Source organism: Streptomyces sp. NPDC008137, assembly GCF_042957035.1.
GTDB lineage: Bacteria > Actinomycetota > Actinomycetes > Streptomycetales > Streptomycetaceae > Streptomyces.
Map to the genome: position 1 here is coordinate 1 of NZ_JBIBHN010000017.1, position 15638 is coordinate 15638.

Sequence of the window (15638 nt, forward strand, 5' to 3'; positions counted from 1 at the left end):
GTGTCCGCAAAGTCCCTTCGTCCGCCCGGAGGGCGGGCCCTGCGGCGTCTGGTGCGTGCTCTGGGGGTCCCCCCGGCCGAAGGCTGGGGGAGTGCGGGACGCAGTCCCTCGTACTGGGCCGTACTCGGGACTGTGTCCGGTGCGGCGAGAGTGCGTGCCAGGCGTCGCGGGGCAGGAGGGACTTTGCGGACACGACCTAGCCCCGGTGAGCGGGGGAGCGGCCTCGACAGAGTGTGGGGTGCCGGGCGTGCCGGGCGGACATCACGTCGCCCCTGCTCCTGAGGCCGGGACCGGAACGGCCCCCGGCGGACACTGCCATTGTCTGTCTCAACCCCTATGTCCTGGTCGGGAGTTCCCGCCGATTGGCGTATTGTTTGCGGCATATGCCCGGGAGTTGAGATGCCCGAAGGCGTGCGACTGCGTGGGCGAAGGGGGGAGCAGGACGTGGAGGAGACGGGGCGACGACCCGCCCGATGGGCCGGGCTGCCCGGAGGGGTCGTCACGGCACTCCTGGCCGTGGCGGCCTGCGCCGGTCACGCGACCAAGACGGGCCTGCCCTGGTGGGCCGTCCTCGCCGTCGCCGTCTCGACGGTGGGTCTCGCCGGCTGGACCCGGCGCCCGGACCGGCCGTCGGCACGGGCCGGGGGACGGCTCCCCATGCGGTAAGGTTGACCTGCGTGATCACGCGGTTCACCCGCGCGATGCGCACCGGGACGTGGCGCAGCTTGGTAGCGCACTTGACTGGGGGTCAAGGGGTCGCAGGTTCAAATCCTGTCGTCCCGACTGGAGACAGTTACAGGTCAGGGCCGGTTTCGGAGGTATCCGAAACCGGCCCTGTTCTACGGTCGGGCTGGTCTACGGAATGAAGCCGTAGTCCAACTGGCCGGCCAGCCTCGTCCTGTCGTCCTTCAGAGACACCACGAGCGTGCGTGCGAGGGTGCCGCCGAAGCGGGTCCCGCCGTCGGCGGTCGGGACGGTGTCGATGAAGCTCTCCACCAGCCCGTTGGGCATCACGTAGTGCGAGTACTGCTGTGTCGGGGCGTCCTCGGGGTTGCCCAGGACCAGCGCGCTGCCGTTGAGCGGCCGGTAGTCGCTGCGCAGCCCCGGGCCGACGAACCCGTAGAGGCCGTCCCAGCCGCTCAGGCCCGGCGCGAACGTGAACTTGTGGCTGATGGTGAACAGGTAGTACTTGCCGCCGCGGATGACCAGGTGCGGCCGTTCGGTCTGCTGGTTCACGCAGTTGGCCGAGAGCAGCGGGGGCTGGAGTTCCCAATTCTCCATGCTGTTGCCGGTGGCCGTGGCCAGCCCGATGTTGCCCGTGTAGTACTTCGAGTCCTCCGGCACCTCGTGGCCGGCCGGGAGGTCACCCAGGTCACGCTTGGTGCACTCGTACGAGCCCGCGGTACCGCCCGTGTTGCCCTCGAACAACAGGTGGACCTTGCGGTCCCGCGGGTCGCGGAAGACGAACGGGTCGCGGAAGGCGTAGATGATCGGGCCTTGCTGCGACTGTTCGAGGGTCTGGTACATCTTGCCGTCGGCCTCGGCGATGATGCGGTGATCCCGGAAGCCGGAGAACCACACGCGGTTCTTGTCCGCGTGGATCTTTCCGGTCGCCTGCGCCAGGCGCTGCAGCGCGTCGCTGGGGTCGACCCCGCCGTTGTCGCGCCCGGAGGCGGTGTAGAAGGACTGCACCTTGTCGCCGACGAGCGCCGTCGAGCCGGCCCACTCACGTGAGCCGAACGAGGTGCCGGAGGGGAACAGGTCGCCGCCGTACTTCCAGCTCTTGGCGTCACGCGAGTAGAAGTAGCCGATCTTCGCGTACCAGTGCCGGTCGCCGAACGGCACCGACCGCGGGGCCGTCAGCGAGAAGATGACGTGCCAGCCTTTGAAGGTGGTGGTCCGGGTGTCGAGCTTGGTGAGCGGCCAGGTGTCCCACACCCACACCTTGTCGGTCATCACCGGGAAGTCGGGTGACACGCGGGGGGCGGTGTTGGTCCTGTCCTGCCGGAGTTTCAGCGCGTCCGCGCGGGACCAGACGGCTGTGTGGTCGTCGTCGGCGGTGTACTGCCGTGTCCCGGTCCGGGACGAGTCGTGGGGGGAGGCGGAAGCGGGAGTGATGACGCCGCTCAGCGTCGCGAGGGCTGCCAAACCCGTCGCCAGCCGGAGCACCACTCGTCTTGCTCTGTACATACGTCACCCTTGGGGGGAAGAGGGAACGAATGGAAGACGTGGAACCGGTTCCATCGCTGACAGTACCTCAATTCCACTGCAAAGCAGTGAACTTGTGAGGTGAACATTCACTTATGGGCAGCGGTCGGAACGGCGTCATGGAAGATCACGGAAACCGATCCAATGCCGGCGTACCGCGGGTCAGGCTCCCGCGGCGGCCGTCGTACGGCGAGGCACGAGCTCCAGTTCCAGCATCTTCTCGACGGGGTCGCCAACGAGCCCGCCGATGCGTTCCAGCAGCAGGCGGGCGGCGATCCCGCCGCTGGTGCGCAGGGGCTGGCGTACCGTGGTCAGCCCCACGTAGGCCGCCACGTCGAGGTCGTCGAAGCCGACCACGGACAGTTCCTGAGGGACCCTCACGCCCGCCGAGCTCGCCGCTTCGATGACCCCCAGCGCCCGGGTGTCGGACGCGGTGACGATCGCGCTGGGGGGCTCCGGAAGGGCCAGCAACTCGTCGGTGAGGCGGTGCGCCACCGCGCGGCCGTGGGGTCCGACCCGGACGTACGGCTCCTCCAGTGCCAGGCCGTACGCCCGCAGTGCCAGCTCGCAGCCCTCGCGCCGACGGGCGCTCGCGCTGAAACGGAACCGACTGTCGGCGACATCGCCCATGAACGCGATGCGACGGTGGCCGAGTTGCAGCAGATGACGGGTCGCCAGCATGCCGCCGCGCACGTCGTCGATCACCACACGTGGCAGCTCCGGGTGTTCACAGTCCAGCAGCACCGCGGGCAGACCGGCACGTGCCAGCTGCTTCACGTCGTCGTCGGTGGGAGCGAGCGAGATCGCCAGCAGCCCGTCGAAGCGGTCCCCGGCCGCCACCGCCCGGTACTGCTGATCACGCTGATCCGGTGTGGCCACGTCGAGCAGGGCGAGGTCGTGGTCGCTGCCGTGCAGCTCGTGTGAGATGCCACGCAGCCGCTCGACGACCGACGGCTCGGTGGCGAAGGGCGCGATGACGGCGATGCTCTGGGTGCGTCCCGTGGACAGCGCGCGAGCGCGCCGGTTGGGCCGGTAGTCCAGATCCCGGATCACCCGCAGCACCCGCTCGCGAGTGTCCTCGCTGACATTCCGGCTGTCGTTCAGGACGCGCGAAACCGTGCCGACCCCCACCCCGGCCCGGGCCGCGACATCGCCGATGGTCGCCCGTTCTCCCACGGCCGTACAGTACCCGAACTCGCAGATCAGCCTGCTGACACGCACATCCGCAGCTGTCGGCGGGAGGCGATTCGGCCCGTCAGCGACCGCCGCCGTTGATGCGTTGCTCCCCCGATCCACGGACGACCAGCCGAGTGGGCACGGTGATCGTGCGGGCCCGGGAGCGGTCGCCGTCGAGGCGGGCCAGGGCGGTGGTCGCGGCGCTGCGGCCGATCTCCTCGGGCGCCTGGGCGACGACCGTGAGGGCCGGTTCCAGCGTTTCGGCGAGAGAAACGTCGTCGAAGGCCACGACGGCCACGTGTTTGCGCTTGCTGCGGGCGAGCTCGGCGACGATGCCGAGCGCCATGATGTTGTTCCCGGCGAACAGGGCCGTGGGGGGATCGGGCCGTTCGAGGAGTTGCGCCGTCACTGCCTCCGCCCCCTGCTGATCGTGCGCACTGACGACCAGCGAGCGGTCGTAGGAGATGCCGGCTTCGCGCAGGGCGGCCCGGTATCCCGCGAGGCGCTCGCGGCGGGTGTACAGCTTGACGGGCAGGTCGCCGACGAAGCCGATGCGGCGGTGGCCGTGGGCGATGAGGTGGGCGACGCCCTCCTGGGCGCCGGCACGGTTGGAGCTGACGACGCTGTCCGTGGACAGGCCGACCCCCGGCCGGTCGAGAAAGACGACGGGCAGCCCCGCCGTACGGTGCGACTTGAGGTCGAAGTGGTCGGCGCCGACGGACGGCACGACGATCAGGATGCTGACGCGCCGGGCGAGGAACTGGGCCGTCAGGGCGCGTTCACGCTCGGGGTCGTCCGCGGACGACCCCATGAGCAGCGTCAGGCCGCGGTCCCGGACCGTGTCCTCGATACCGCGGGCCACGGCTCCGAAGAAGGGGTTGGCCAGGTCGGGGATGACCAGCCCAATGGTCGTGTCGGGACCGCCGACGCGGATGTTGCGGGCCATGAGGTTCGGCTGGAAGCCCAGCTCGGCCACCGCGGCGAGGACCTGCTCCCGCGTCCGGGCCGAGACGGGCCCGTCCTCATTGAGGACTCGGGAGACCGTCTTGGCGCTGACACCCACTTCTCGGGCGACATCGGCCAAGGTGGGTCTGCGGCTCGCTGCCATGGAGGAAACCGTCTCCTGGATGCTCCCGGTTCCGGGCCGCGGCCTCGGCCGGAACATGCGAGAGCGGGGTTGCGCTGTCAGGTGGCCTGTACTCCGGCGGCCTTCGCGGCCTCGGAATCCGCTACGACAGTATCTCCAGCCTCGTCGACGGTGAGCGCGCCGGTCATGATGGCCACGACCTCCGCCATGGAGTAGTCGGACGGTTTGATCACGGCGGCGCGCCGGCCCAGCCGGTGGACGTGGATCCGGTCGGCGATCTCGAAGACGTGCGGCATGTTGTGGCTGATCAGGACGACCGGCATGCCCTTGTCGCGGACGCGGCGGATCAGATCCAGGACCTGGCCGGACTCCTTGACGCCGAGAGCGGCCGTGGGTTCGTCCATGACGACGACGCTGCGCGCCCAGGCGACCGCGCGCGCGACTGCCACGGCCTGCCGCTGTCCGCCGGAGAGGGTCTCGACCGACTGGGTCAGCGAGCGCAGGCCGATCTTCAGGTCGGCCATGTGCTCGGCGGCCTCCTGGCGCATGCGCTTCTTGTCGAGCATGCGGAAGGCACTGCCGAGGACGCCCGGGCGGCGCAGCTCACGTCCGAGGAACATGTTCGAGGCGATGTCCATGGACGCCGCCACGGCGAGGTCCTGGTACACCGTCTCGATGCCGTGGGCGCGTGCGCTCTGCGGGCCGGAGAACTGGATCGGCTCGCCGTTCAGGCGAATCTCGCCCTCGTCCGGCACCACCGCTCCGGTGAGGGCCTTGATCAGGCTGGTCTTGCCGGCGCCGTTGTCGCCGATGACGGCGAGGACCTCGCCGGGCATCAGGTCGAAGTCGGCGCCGTCGATCGCGGTGACCTGGCCGTAGCGCTTGACGAGACCGCGAGCCTGCAGCACGGGGGTCTCGGTGGTGGTCGTGGTCATCGGGCCTTCCTCCGGGAGATCTGGTCGACGGTCACCGCGAGGATCACCAGGACACCGGTGATCAGGGTCTGGTAGATCGAGGCGACGCCCATCAGCTGCAGGCCGTTGCGGAAGACACCGACGATGAGGACACCGATGAACGTGCCCAGGACCGAGCCGCGTCCGCCGAAGAGGCTGGTGCCGCCGAGCACCACGGCGGTGATGCTGTCGAGGTTGTCGGTCTGCCCGGCCTGCGGATCGCCGACTCCGGTGCGGGAGATGAGCAGCAGGGCGGCGATGCCGTACAGCACACCGGCCGCGGTGTAGACGCCGATGGTCAGCCGGGAGGTGCGGATGCCGTTCAGCCGCGCCGCTTCCGGGCTGTTGCCCAGCGCGTAGACGTGCCGGCCCCAGCCGGTGCTGCTCAGCGCGTAGGCGAGGAGGAGGAACAGGGCGATGGTGACCAGCGAGCCGTAGGTGATGTCCGTCTTGCCGAGCGGGAAGGTCTGCCCGAGGGCCGTCAGCGGGCCGGGCAGGTTGCTGACCGTCTGCTCCTCGGAGTAGATGTGCGTCAGCGCGAACGCCACGTTGAGCATGCCGAGGGTGACGATGAACGGCGGCAGCGGGATCTTCTGCACGAGTGCCCCGTTGAGCATGCCGAAGCCGCCGCAGACGACCAGGCCCAGCGCGATCGCGGCGAGCGGTGGCAGGGAGCCCTCGGCGGCCATCTTCGCGATCACGATGCTGCCGAACGCCATCACCGCTCCGCAGGACAGGTCGATGCCCGCGGTGAGGATGATGAGCGTCTGGCCGATGGCCAGCGTGCCGACGACCATGACCTGCTGGACGATCAGCGAGAAGTTCCCGCCGGTGAGGAACTGGTCGGTGGAGACGGAGAAGAAGACACAGGCCAGGAGGAGCGCGATCAGCGGGCCGGTGGTCGGCTGGGTGAGCACTCTGCGGACCGTGGTCTGGGCTTTGAGGTCGGCGTACGGCGTGGACGTGGACGTGGAGGGTGGCGTGGACGTGGCAGTCATGCGAGGTCCTTGTCGGAAGACAGAAGTCCCTGTCCGTCCCTTTCGGGCGGCAGGAGGACGAGGAGGCGGCCGTCCCGGGTCGGGGAGGAGGGGCCGGCCGCCCCGCCGAGAGGTGTCGAACGGTGGCAGCGGGGAGCCGGCGGCTCAGCCCCAGCAGTTGTCCAGGCCGTAGGCGGTGTCCTTGGACGCGACCCCGTCCTGCGCCTTGTCGGTGATCAGGGTGACGCCGGTGTCGGTGTAACCCGACGCCTTCTTGCCGTCCTTGGCGTACGTCACGACGGCCTTGACGCCCTCGGCGGCCATCTTCAGCGGGTACTGCTGCGAGGTCGCGGCGATCTTGCCGTCCTTGACGGCCTTGGTGCCGGTGCAGCCGCCGTCGACGGAGACGATCAGGACGTCCTTCTCCCGGCCCTTGGCCTTGAGCGCGGTGTACGCGCCCAGCGCGGCGGGCTCGTTGATGGTGTAGACGACGTTGATGCCGGGTTCCTTCTGGAGGCAGTTCTCCATCGCCGTCTGGCCCTTGGACTGGTCGCCGCCGGTGTCCTGGGCACAGGCGACGTCCTTGTCGGTGGCGCCGAAGCCCTTGAGGAAACCGTTGTGCCGCTGGACGCCGACGGACACACCCGGCGCGAGGTCGAGGGCGGCTATCTTCGCGGTCTTGCCCTTCATCGCGGCCTTGGCGTACTCGCCGATCAGTTCACCGGCCTTGAGGTTGTCGGTGGCGAAGAGGGCGTCGACCGCGCTCTGCGGCTCGGTCGGGGTGTCCAGCGCGATGACCAGAACACCCTTGGCCTTGGCCTTCTCGATCGCGGGCACGATCGCCTTGGAGTCGCTCGGGGTGATCAGGATGCCCTTCACACCGGCGGCGACCATGTTCTCGATCGCGGTGACCTGCCCGGCGTTGTCGCCGTCGAACTTGCCGGCCGCGGTCAGGAGCTTGACGCCTTCGGCCTTCGCGGACTTCTCCGCGCCCTCCTTCATCTTGACGAAGAACGGGTTGGTGTCCGTCTTGGTGATCAGACCGACCTTGACCTCGCCCGAGCCGGTGCTCGCGCTGCCCGATCCCGATCCGGATCCACAGGCGGTCAGGGTGAGGGCCGCGATGCCCGTGCACGCGGCGGCTCGGAGCAGGGAGGAGGGCAGACGAGAGGTGCGTGACATGGACGACTCCTGCGGGATATCGGGCGGGTGTCCGGCAGCGGGGCCTGCCGTCCCGCGATGTCAACGATGACTGATGTCATCGTTGACACTGCTTGGCGAGGATGATGGACTCCGCTCACCGGCAACGTCAATGCCTTGCACCCGTCACAAATCGGCAACGCCCTCGGCGGTCGCCCGCTTTGAAGCCGTTCACCGGCGTGCCCGGGTCATGCCCGTTTCCGCTCCGCGCGTCCCAGAGAAGAGCAGCCCATGAGCCGGATCACCGTCCTCGGTGAATGCGTCGCCGACGCGTTCACCGAGCCCGCACCCGCCCCGAACCAACTCGCCCTGCGCGTCCTGCCGGGCGGCGGGCCGGCCAACACGGCGGTGGCTTTGGCCCGCCTGGGCACCCCTGCCCGCTTCCTCGCGCGGCTGTCCGACGACGTGTTCGGCCGCCTCTTCCGGGCCCATCTCGCGGCTTCCGGCGTGGACCTCTCGCACGCCGTGGAGGCCGCCGAACCCAGCACGCTCGCCGTCGCCGAACTGGACGCCCGGGGCCAGGCCGCGTTCTCCTTCCACGCCCAGGCCACCGCCGACTGGCAGTGGACGAGAGCGGAACTGTCCGGGGTGAACCTGGCCGACACCGCCTGCGTGCACACCGGCTCGCTGGCCCTGGTCAGGGAACCGGGAGCGGCGGTGGTGGAGGACTTCCTGGCAGCGGCCGCCCCAGGGGCCACCGTCAGTATCGACCCCAACGTCCGCCCGCTCCTGGTGCGCCCCGAGGTCTACCGCGCCCGGCTGACGCACTGGTGCGCCCTCGCGGACGTGCTGCGGCTGAGCGAGGACGACCTGGATCTCCTCCTGCCCGGAACACCGCCCGAGCAGGCGTGCGACACCTGGCACGCTGCGGGGGTACGGCTCGTGGTGGTCACACGCGGCGCCGAAGGAGCCCTGGCCTCACTCGACGGGGAGCGGGTGCAGGTGCCGGCGGTGGCGACACCGGTCGTCGACACGGTCGGTGCGGGGGACTCCTTCACGGCAGGCCTGCTGCACCACCTCGACACCCACGGACTCCTCGGCGGCAGGCTGACGGACCTGAGCCTCGCCGACGTCGAGGCGGCCTGCCTGTTCGCTGTGCAGGTGGCAGCCCTGACCTGCTCGGTCGCCGGCCCGAACCCGCCCTGGCAGGACCAGCTGCCGCAGCTCACGCCGGACGCCTGCACGGTCCGGCACCTCGACCCCACCCCCTGAACCCCACGGACAAGGACGGACGACCATGACGAAAACCCTGCTCGCCGAGTTCACCGCCCGCAAGGGAGCGGAGGACGAGGTCACCCGCCTGATCCAGGAGTACGCCCTCAAGGTGCGCGAGGAGGAAGGCAACCTGGCCTTCGACGTCTACACCAAGGCGGCCGCCCCCCGCGCCTACTGGATCTTCGAGGTCTACCGGGACGAGGACGCCTTCCAGGCACACCTGAACGCCCCGTACGGCGGCCCGTTCAACGCCGCCCTCACTCCGCTGATCGAGGAGGACGCTTCCGTACTGACGTTCCTCGACCCACTGGCCACGCGTCCCTGACGGGCGCCGGCCGATGCCCGCTCGCCTCAGGCGCCGGGCCACGGCGTCGTGCGAAGAACTCCTGTGCGTCGCCTCGCGCACCTCTGCGGTCATCCCCGAATGGCGCACAGTCTCGAATCGCTCTGCCGCGCATCGCCGCCGACCAGGAGGAGCGGGACACGGTGGTGGCCGCCGCGGTCGAGGTCGCTCCCGAGGTCTCCGGCCGGGTCGTCCGTTCGGTCCGTGAGCACTTCCACAACCGGGAGCGGGAGACCGACGAACCGCGCATCTTCGTCAACCGCCGGGGCCGCGCCTGGGTGACCCCCGACCACCGGCCTCCGGTACCTGCCGCCGACCGCGACCGTCTGATCGCCGCCCTCGACGCCGAGATGCGCCGCCGGCTCCCGGCGCCGGGCCGGCTGCTGCTCGACCCCGACGTCCTCGACGTGGCGCTCCCGCTCAGCGGCAGGGCGACCGCAGCAGGGTTCGGCGTGCTGCCGCGGGGCTCGGTCTCACGGGTCGAGGGCGAGTTGCTGCGCTTCTTCGTGTACTGGAAGCAGACCGAGGTCCGCACTGACTACGACCTGTCGGCCCTGCTTCTGCACCGCGACCACAGCACCGACTCCTGGCTCTCCTACACGGCCCTCACCGGCCGTCGGGGGCAAGCACTCCGGCGATGTCACCGAGGCGCCCGACGGGGCCTCGGAGTTCATCGACCTGTCCCTGGACCGGGTGCGCGGCACGTACATCGTTCCGCAGGTCGACATCTACGCGGGGGAGGGCTTCGAGGAGGCCGCGGAGTCGTTCTTCGGGTTCATGCTGCGCGACGGTGAGCAGAAGGGCCGTCCTTTCGAGCCGCGCACGGTGCGGATGAAGTCGGAGCTGCGCGGGGTCGGCCGGGCGGCACTGCCTCTGGTCTTCCGGCGCGGGGACGACGGCACCTGGCGTGCGAAGCGGCTGCACCTGTATCTGAAGGGCATCTCCGAGGCGAACCGGGTCGAGGAGAACCAGGTGTCGGTGTCCAAGGTGGTACGTGCCCTCGTAGAGCGCGAGCAGCTGACGGCGAGGTACCTGATCGACCTGATGTCCCGCGACACCACGGTCGTGGACCTGTGGGACGGCGAGGGGCTCCCGGAGGAGCCCGTGACGTACATCGGTCTCGAACGTCCCGAGGGGCTGCACCCGGACTCCCGGATCATCACTGTCGAAAATCTGCGCGACCTCATCCCGGCCTGAGTGCTAGCGCCGCCGACGGCGAGGCCATGAAGGGGCTTCCTTCTCATTCACTTTCAATGAACCCGAGCCCTTTCGCTTTCCTCGCCCTCGACTCCGGCTGGGAGGCGCCCGCGCGGCGCCTCCCAGTTTTCGTACGCCGACAGCTCATCACCGCCAGATGGACTTCAGCTGCCACGCACGGAGGTCGTCGAGGGTGGCGGTGCCTCCCTCGGCGAACACCTCGACGCCCGTGCTGGAGGGGCCGGGGAAGACCTGGTCGGTGATCACGGCCTCGCCGCGGCCGCCGAAGACCTCCACGGACGACCAGTCGACGAGGATCCGAAGCCTGACCTTGCCGTTCTCGGCCTTCAAGGGCGCGGTCTGCACGCCGGGGAAGGTGCTGCTGAAGTCCACGGCGCCGGATCGGCTGCGGTCGACGTACAGCTCCTGGGTGGCGGTGTCGTAGCCGATGACGGTCTCCTCGCCGCCCGCACCGGTGCGTACCTTCAGGCCGAAGCGGTCCGCGTCCTTGAGGGAGAAGGTCGCCTCGATGTCGAGCGCCTTGCCCTTGGCCCCGAGGCCGGTCAGGGACTTCGAGGTGCTCTCGACGGTGACGCCGGACGCCGTGGCCGGGTTCTTCCGCCGGAGGGACTCCAGAGCGCCCACCGGCTTGCTGGTCAGCCGGATCCGGCCGTCGACGGTACGCAGGGCCATCTCCCTCGGGACGCTCTGCACGCCGCGCCACGGGGAGGTGGGGACGGACCCGCCGTAGTCCCAGTTGTTCATCCAGCCGATCATGTAGCGTTTGCCGCCCGGAGCGTTCTCCCAGGACACGGCCGCGTAGTAGTCCTTGCCGTAGTCGGCCCAGCCGGCGCGCTGCAGAACGGACTCGGCGGGCTTGTCCGCGGTGGTGAACCGGTCGGCCAGCACGTGACCCCAGCCGCCGGTGTTCATGTCGAGGATCCGGATCTGCGCCTGCTTGCCGGCGAACGGGCGCATGTCGAAGGACGCCCAGTCCAGGGTTTCGCTGTCGCTGCCGGTCGCGCTGCGGACGACCTTGCCGTCCACGACCAGGTTGACGGACGTCTCCTGGGAGACGCGCTGGGCCGGGGTGTCGGACATGACGACGTGGTCGACGTTGACATGGCCCCAGCCGCCGGTGTTGTCGTCGACGATCCGGATCCGCGCCTTCTTGCCGGCGAGGTCACCGACGTTCCACGAGGCCCAGTTGAGCGCCTCGGAGTCCTTCCCCGTGGCGCTGCGGACGACTTGGCCGTCCACGAGGAGCTCGACGGCTGTGGGGTCGGCGGAGCCGGCCGGGTGGTTGCCGCCGCCGATGAGGAAATCGATGTGCTTCCTGTCGATGGTGAATTCGGGTGACGTGAGGGTGCCGGTGGTCGAGTCGCCGTTGCGGAAGGTGTTGACCAGGCCGTTGCCCAGGAATCCGGAGACCTGTTGCTGACCGGGGAGGGTGCCGGTGGCCGGTGCGGTACCGAAGGCGTCCCCGGTCGCCGTCCAGCCGCCGTACGTTCCGCCCTCGAAGTCGGCGAGGACGGTGCCCTCGGGCGGAGTGCCGTCCAGGACGGTACCTGCCTCGTGCGGATGCCGCCCGCCGCCGATCTTGAAGTTCAGGTAGGGGCTGGTCACGGTGAAGGAGGGGGAGGTGAGGGAGCCGGTGGCGCCGTCACCGCCGTGGAAGCTGTTGGCGAGACCCTTGCCATCGAAGCCCGAGACGGTTCCCTGGCCCTCCACCGCACCGGTTGCCGGCCCTCGGCCGAACGCGGTCCCGGTCGCCGTCCAGTCGCCGAAGCCGACGCCTTCGAAGTCCTGCACGACGTCGCCCGTGGGCGGTATGTAGGTGCCCTTGTCCTCAGGGGTGAACTTCTTGCCGTCGAAGTCTCCGACGAAGTACTGGGCGGCCGAACCACCCGCGATGCCGCCGGGGTTGAGGTTGACCACCAGGACCCACTTGATCTTCTTCTTGTCCCCGTCGACCGCGAGGGGGAACAGGTCGGGGCACTCCCACACACCACCCGCCGCGCCCGTCGGCCCGAACTCGCTCTGCAGCTCCCAGTCCTTGAGGTTCTTCGACGAGTAGAACAGCACCTTGTGCTCGGCGGACAGCGATATGGTCATCAGCCAGCTCTTGGTCGGCGCGTACCACTGCACCTTGGGGTCGCGGAAGTCCTTGGACCCGATGTCGATCACGGGATTGCCCTGGTACTTGGTCCAGGTGCGGCCCCGGTCGGTGCTGTAGGCCAACGACTGGGCCTGCTTGCCGCCGTCTCTGTAGGCGCTGGTGTAGACCGCCACCATGGGAGGGTTCTCCTTGGTGCCGAACCCGGTGGTGTTGTTCCAGTCGACGACCGCGCTCCCGGAGAAGACCATCTCCTGGTCGTCGTGCGACAGGGCGAGCGGCAACTCCTGCCAGTGCACGAGGTCCTTGCTCACCGCGTGCCCCCAGGACATGTCGCCCCAGGAGTTGCCGTTCGGGTTGTACTGGTAGAAGAGGTGGTACTCGCCCTGGTAGTACACGAGGCCGTTGGGGTCGTTCATCCAGTTCTTCTGCGGGGTGAAGTGGAACTGGGGCCGGTAGGTCTCGGTGTACGCCGGGGCGTCGGCTGCGACGGCCCCGGGGGTGAGCGGGGCTGCCGACAGGGCGCAGACGGTCACCGCCGTCGCCACCCGCATGCGGGCCTGCCGGGATACGCGTACACGGCTCATAGCGGCTCCTTGTCCCGCGGCCGTCCACGCGGCGGTGATGGAAGAACCCTGCGCGACGGCCGAGAAGTGCACCCCGGCCCGACGAAGGTTTCCCCGCCGTCGCCCGAGGTGTCATCGTTGACTTGTGTCATCGATGACAGTGGCTGCCCGATTATGAGACGCAGTCACGTGGCCGAGTCAACGGTCCGGAAGCGAATTGGTCCAGGGCGCCCGGTGGGAGTCCGGGTGTCGATCGACCCCCACCGACCGGGCAAGGGTGAACGGACTCATCGGCGGTCGCACGTCGCACATCATCGACCGTGACATAGGCCACCCGTGTGCATCCGCAGCGTGTGTGTTTGCGTTCGCGTCGGCTGGAAAGTGGCTCTGTAGTCATGTGACCGAAAGTTGGGAAAGAGGAGGTCCGATGTCCTCGAAGCGACGTCGCAAGAAGAAGGCCCGCCGCAAGAACGGCGCGAACCACGGCAGTCGTCCTCAGTCCTGAGAGTCGTGCGGGCGCGCTGACGCAAACGGGCGGGTGGCAGGTGCCACCCGCCCGTTTGCGTTCGCAGGGGCTTCACGGCATCACGGCCGCTGGTGTGGTCAGAGGCGGAACACCCGCCCGAGCGCGTCGGCAGGCGCGGCTCCGTCTCCGCAGCCGCGAGCCGTGTCGGCGGGCGGTGAGACAGCCGTCCGGCGGATGAGGAACGCCGCCGCACCCGGCACGCCGTACAGCCGCGCGAACTCTCCCGCTCGTCCCCGGGAACACGGGCAGGTGCCTGCCGCTCGCGCCGGACGGGGCAAGCGGTGAGCGCGTCGGCTGAGTCGGCGTGGATGACCAGGACGTGTCCGCGGTCGCGCAGCGGGTCGTAGGGGCGCGGGGCCACGGCCAGGCCGGTGGTCAGGCCGCGGCAGTCGGGAGCCCGTGCGGCCGGACCGATCTCCGCCCGCTGCCGCTAAGCGGAAGACCGCAGTCCGTCGGCCGCGGGCGGTACCTCGCCCTGTCTGGGTTCGCCGGCCGCGGGACGCCGGGAAGACGCCGCTGCGGGGCCGCGGGCCGACGGCTTTCCCGGCGCGGTGGCGCGACCAGCAGCCGAACGCGGTCCGCGCCGCGTAGTGCGGCAGACGCCGGCCGTCCCTGCACCATGCCCGGGGCCGGCGGCCCTGGAACGCCCGTCACCCGCCCGGCGGATCCACGGCGTCCCGGCCGGTGCGTCCGTCTCCGCCTCCGGCCGCCCCCGGCGGTGTCACGGACCTCGATGGTGCGCCCCTGCCCCGGCGGACTCCGACGTGAAGGAGCGTCGGAGGCGCATGCGCCTGCGGGCCGCAGGCGGCCCGCGAGAGCTGTGCCCCCGGCACATGGCGTGGTCGAGGACGTCACCCACCCCCATGGGCGACGTCCTCGACCGCTCCCCCGGTGCCGGACTGTGGCTCAGGTGTCCGCGCGGCGCGTCGGTGCTGTCACCAGCACATCACCGCCGTCTCGCCGGAACCCCAGGCGGAGTACAGGCGTACACGGACGTGGTAGCGGCGGCCCTTGACGAGCCGGGCGCTGATCGTGGCGTTCCGCGCGGTCCCTCCGTCGTCCTGCCCGGCGAGGTAACGGGGCTCCCCGTCCCGCTCCTCGAAGACCACGACGAGGGTGTCGCCGTCGCCGAAGGTGCCCAGCGTGTAGGTGCGGGTCTCCGGCGGGTCGACGACGAAGTCGGCCTGCTCGCCCGGGCCGAGACCGAGCGGGGCCGAGCGGAACGGCACCAGTTCGGACGGTCCCGCGGGGTCCGCGGGCGGATACCAGCGGAGCACGAACTCCTTGTCGGCGGCGGACAGGGTGCCGGGCGGGTTCAGACCCGCGCGGTACTGCTCCGGCTCCAGGACCAGCCCCGACGCGAACGGGAACTCCATGATCGACTGCGGGTCCCAGACGGAGCCGTTGACCTCGTCGGGGTCGAGCTTGCGCAGAATGTTGTAGTGCGTCCGCTGCCGGCTCCAGTGGTGGGGCGGGCCCGCCAGTTCGGCGTACACCGCCTCGTCGTCCCAGTGGATGCCGGCGAACGGGTTCTGGTGCTCGTGCAGCATGCCGAGCGCGTGCCCGATCTCGTGCAGGGCCGTCCCGCGCTCCCCGGGCGCGGTCAGGTCCCAGCCGAAGTTCATGGTGCGCTCGTGCCGTCCGGCCAGGAGCGCGTCGCGGCCCACGGCCGACCAGGAGCCGTCGCCGAGCTGGAACCCGATGCGCAGCTCGGCCTCCGAACGGTCGTCGACCTCGGCGAAGGAGATCCCGGCGCCGAGGTCCTGCCACTCCTGGAAACACGCGCGCACCACGTCCCGCTGCTCCTCGGCGCCGGCCCACGACACGCGCCGCGTCATCCCCCTCCCCGGCACGGGGATGACGGACGCGTCGCTGTCGCCGTCGAAGAACCAGTAGTGCAGAACAGTGCCGTTGACCCACATCCGCCGACCGCTCGCGAGCGCGCTCAGCCGCTCGGCCGCCAGCCCCGGTGCGAAGGCGGGCGCCGGCGCCTGAGCCAGCGAGCAGTAGCGTGCGGTCATGGCCCCAGCCTGCCCCGCGGCCCGTCCCGGGCGCCTGAGTCGGGGGCTACTCA

At 70.0% G+C, this 15638-nt stretch carries 12 protein-coding genes, 1 tRNA gene and 1 pseudogene; 6 read left to right on the forward strand and 8 right to left on the reverse strand.

What is annotated here, in order from left to right:
- The first annotated feature begins 444 nt into the window (after positions 1 to 444).
- Positions 445 to 666 carry a hypothetical protein gene (locus ACFZBT_RS24690; protein ID WP_391107075.1) on the forward strand — a complete coding sequence of 74 codons (222 nt, stop codon included), beginning with the start codon at positions 445 to 447 and terminating at the stop codon, positions 664 to 666.
- 43 nt (positions 667 to 709) lie between these two features.
- Positions 710 to 783, forward strand: a tRNA-Pro gene (locus ACFZBT_RS24695).
- 72 nt (positions 784 to 855) lie between these two features.
- Here ACFZBT_RS24695 and ACFZBT_RS24700 read toward each other — a convergent pair.
- From ACFZBT_RS24700 to ACFZBT_RS24725, 6 genes are all read right to left on the reverse strand, one after another.
- Positions 856 to 2190 carry a glycoside hydrolase family 68 protein gene (locus tag ACFZBT_RS24700; protein WP_391107078.1) on the reverse strand — a complete coding sequence of 445 codons (1335 nt, stop codon included), beginning with the start codon at positions 2188 to 2190 and terminating at the stop codon, positions 856 to 858.
- 180 nt (positions 2191 to 2370) lie between these two features.
- On the reverse strand, positions 2371 to 3384 hold the full coding sequence (locus ACFZBT_RS24705; protein ID WP_391107081.1) for a substrate-binding domain-containing protein: 1014 nt from the start codon (positions 3382 to 3384) through the stop codon (positions 2371 to 2373).
- Between the two features lie 79 nt (positions 3385 to 3463).
- Entirely contained in the window at positions 3464 to 4492 is a 1029-nt protein-coding gene (locus ACFZBT_RS24710) for a substrate-binding domain-containing protein (RefSeq protein ID WP_391107084.1), read from the reverse strand.
- A 77-nt stretch (positions 4493 to 4569) separates the two neighbouring features.
- Positions 4570 to 5406 carry an ATP-binding cassette domain-containing protein gene (locus tag ACFZBT_RS24715; RefSeq protein WP_391107086.1) on the reverse strand — a complete coding sequence of 279 codons (837 nt, stop codon included), beginning with the start codon at positions 5404 to 5406 and terminating at the stop codon, positions 4570 to 4572.
- Positions 5403 to 6422, reverse strand: coding sequence for an ABC transporter permease (locus ACFZBT_RS24720; protein ID WP_391107089.1), 1020 nt, complete (start codon positions 6420 to 6422; stop codon positions 5403 to 5405). Before ACFZBT_RS24720 ends, ACFZBT_RS24715 begins: the two co-directional genes overlap by 4 nt.
- Before the next feature lie 144 nt (positions 6423 to 6566).
- Entirely contained in the window at positions 6567 to 7583 is a 1017-nt protein-coding gene (locus ACFZBT_RS24725) for a substrate-binding domain-containing protein (RefSeq protein ID WP_391107092.1), read from the reverse strand.
- A gap of 249 nt (positions 7584 to 7832) precedes the next feature.
- Here ACFZBT_RS24725 and ACFZBT_RS24730 point away from each other — a divergent pair, with 249 nt between their 5' ends.
- The 3 genes and pseudogenes from ACFZBT_RS24730 to ACFZBT_RS24740 form a co-directional block, all read left to right on the forward strand.
- A complete protein-coding gene (locus tag ACFZBT_RS24730; protein ID WP_391107095.1) occupies positions 7833 to 8813 on the forward strand; it encodes a PfkB family carbohydrate kinase in 981 nt (326 codons plus the stop codon).
- Between the two features lie 25 nt (positions 8814 to 8838).
- Positions 8839 to 9141, forward strand: a complete 303-nt coding sequence (locus tag ACFZBT_RS24735) for an antibiotic biosynthesis monooxygenase (RefSeq protein WP_391107098.1) — start codon at positions 8839 to 8841, stop codon at positions 9139 to 9141.
- 122 nt (positions 9142 to 9263) lie between these two features.
- Positions 9264 to 10356: pseudogene (locus ACFZBT_RS24740) on the forward strand (hypothetical protein); the annotation flags it as partial.
- Positions 10357 to 10503: 147 nt separating this feature from the next.
- Here ACFZBT_RS24740 and ACFZBT_RS24745 read toward each other — a convergent pair.
- Positions 10504 to 13059, reverse strand: a complete 2556-nt coding sequence (locus tag ACFZBT_RS24745; RefSeq protein ID WP_391107101.1) for a GH32 C-terminal domain-containing protein — start codon at positions 13057 to 13059, stop codon at positions 10504 to 10506.
- A gap of 406 nt (positions 13060 to 13465) precedes the next feature.
- Between ACFZBT_RS24745 and ACFZBT_RS24750 the strand changes: the two genes are divergently transcribed.
- Positions 13466 to 13543 carry a 50S ribosomal protein bL37 gene (locus ACFZBT_RS24750; protein ID WP_370443954.1) on the forward strand — a complete coding sequence of 26 codons (78 nt, stop codon included), beginning with the start codon at positions 13466 to 13468 and terminating at the stop codon, positions 13541 to 13543.
- A gap of 956 nt (positions 13544 to 14499) precedes the next feature.
- Here ACFZBT_RS24750 and ACFZBT_RS24755 read toward each other — a convergent pair.
- Entirely contained in the window at positions 14500 to 15585 is a 1086-nt protein-coding gene (locus ACFZBT_RS24755; protein ID WP_391107103.1) for a M12 family metallopeptidase, read from the reverse strand.
- Positions 15586 to 15638: the final 53 nt, after the last annotated feature.

Bases quoted from the DNA above. Each gene is read 5' to 3' on its own strand.
- ACFZBT_RS24720 (WP_391107089.1), bottom strand. From the start codon at position 6,422: ATGACTGCCACGTCCACGCCACCCTCCACGTCCACGTCCACGCCGTAC.
- ACFZBT_RS24755 (WP_391107103.1), bottom strand. From the start codon at position 15,585: ATGACCGCACGCTACTGCTCGCTGGCTCAGGCGCCGGCGCCCGCCTTC.
- ACFZBT_RS24745 (WP_391107101.1), bottom strand. From the start codon at position 13,059: ATGAGCCGTGTACGCGTATCCCGGCAGGCCCGCATGCGGGTGGCGACG.
- ACFZBT_RS24750 (WP_370443954.1), top strand. From the start codon at position 13,466: ATGTCCTCGAAGCGACGTCGCAAGAAGAAGGCCCGCCGCAAGAACGGC.
- ACFZBT_RS24735 (WP_391107098.1), top strand. From the start codon at position 8,839: ATGACGAAAACCCTGCTCGCCGAGTTCACCGCCCGCAAGGGAGCGGAG.
- ACFZBT_RS24710 (WP_391107084.1), bottom strand. From the start codon at position 4,492: ATGGCAGCGAGCCGCAGACCCACCTTGGCCGATGTCGCCCGAGAAGTG.
- ACFZBT_RS24715 (WP_391107086.1), bottom strand. From the start codon at position 5,406: ATGACCACGACCACCACCGAGACCCCCGTGCTGCAGGCTCGCGGTCTC.
- ACFZBT_RS24700 (WP_391107078.1), bottom strand. From the start codon at position 2,190: ATGTACAGAGCAAGACGAGTGGTGCTCCGGCTGGCGACGGGTTTGGCA.
- ACFZBT_RS24725 (WP_391107092.1), bottom strand. From the start codon at position 7,583: ATGTCACGCACCTCTCGTCTGCCCTCCTCCCTGCTCCGAGCCGCCGCG.
- ACFZBT_RS24730 (WP_391107095.1), top strand. From the start codon at position 7,833: ATGAGCCGGATCACCGTCCTCGGTGAATGCGTCGCCGACGCGTTCACC.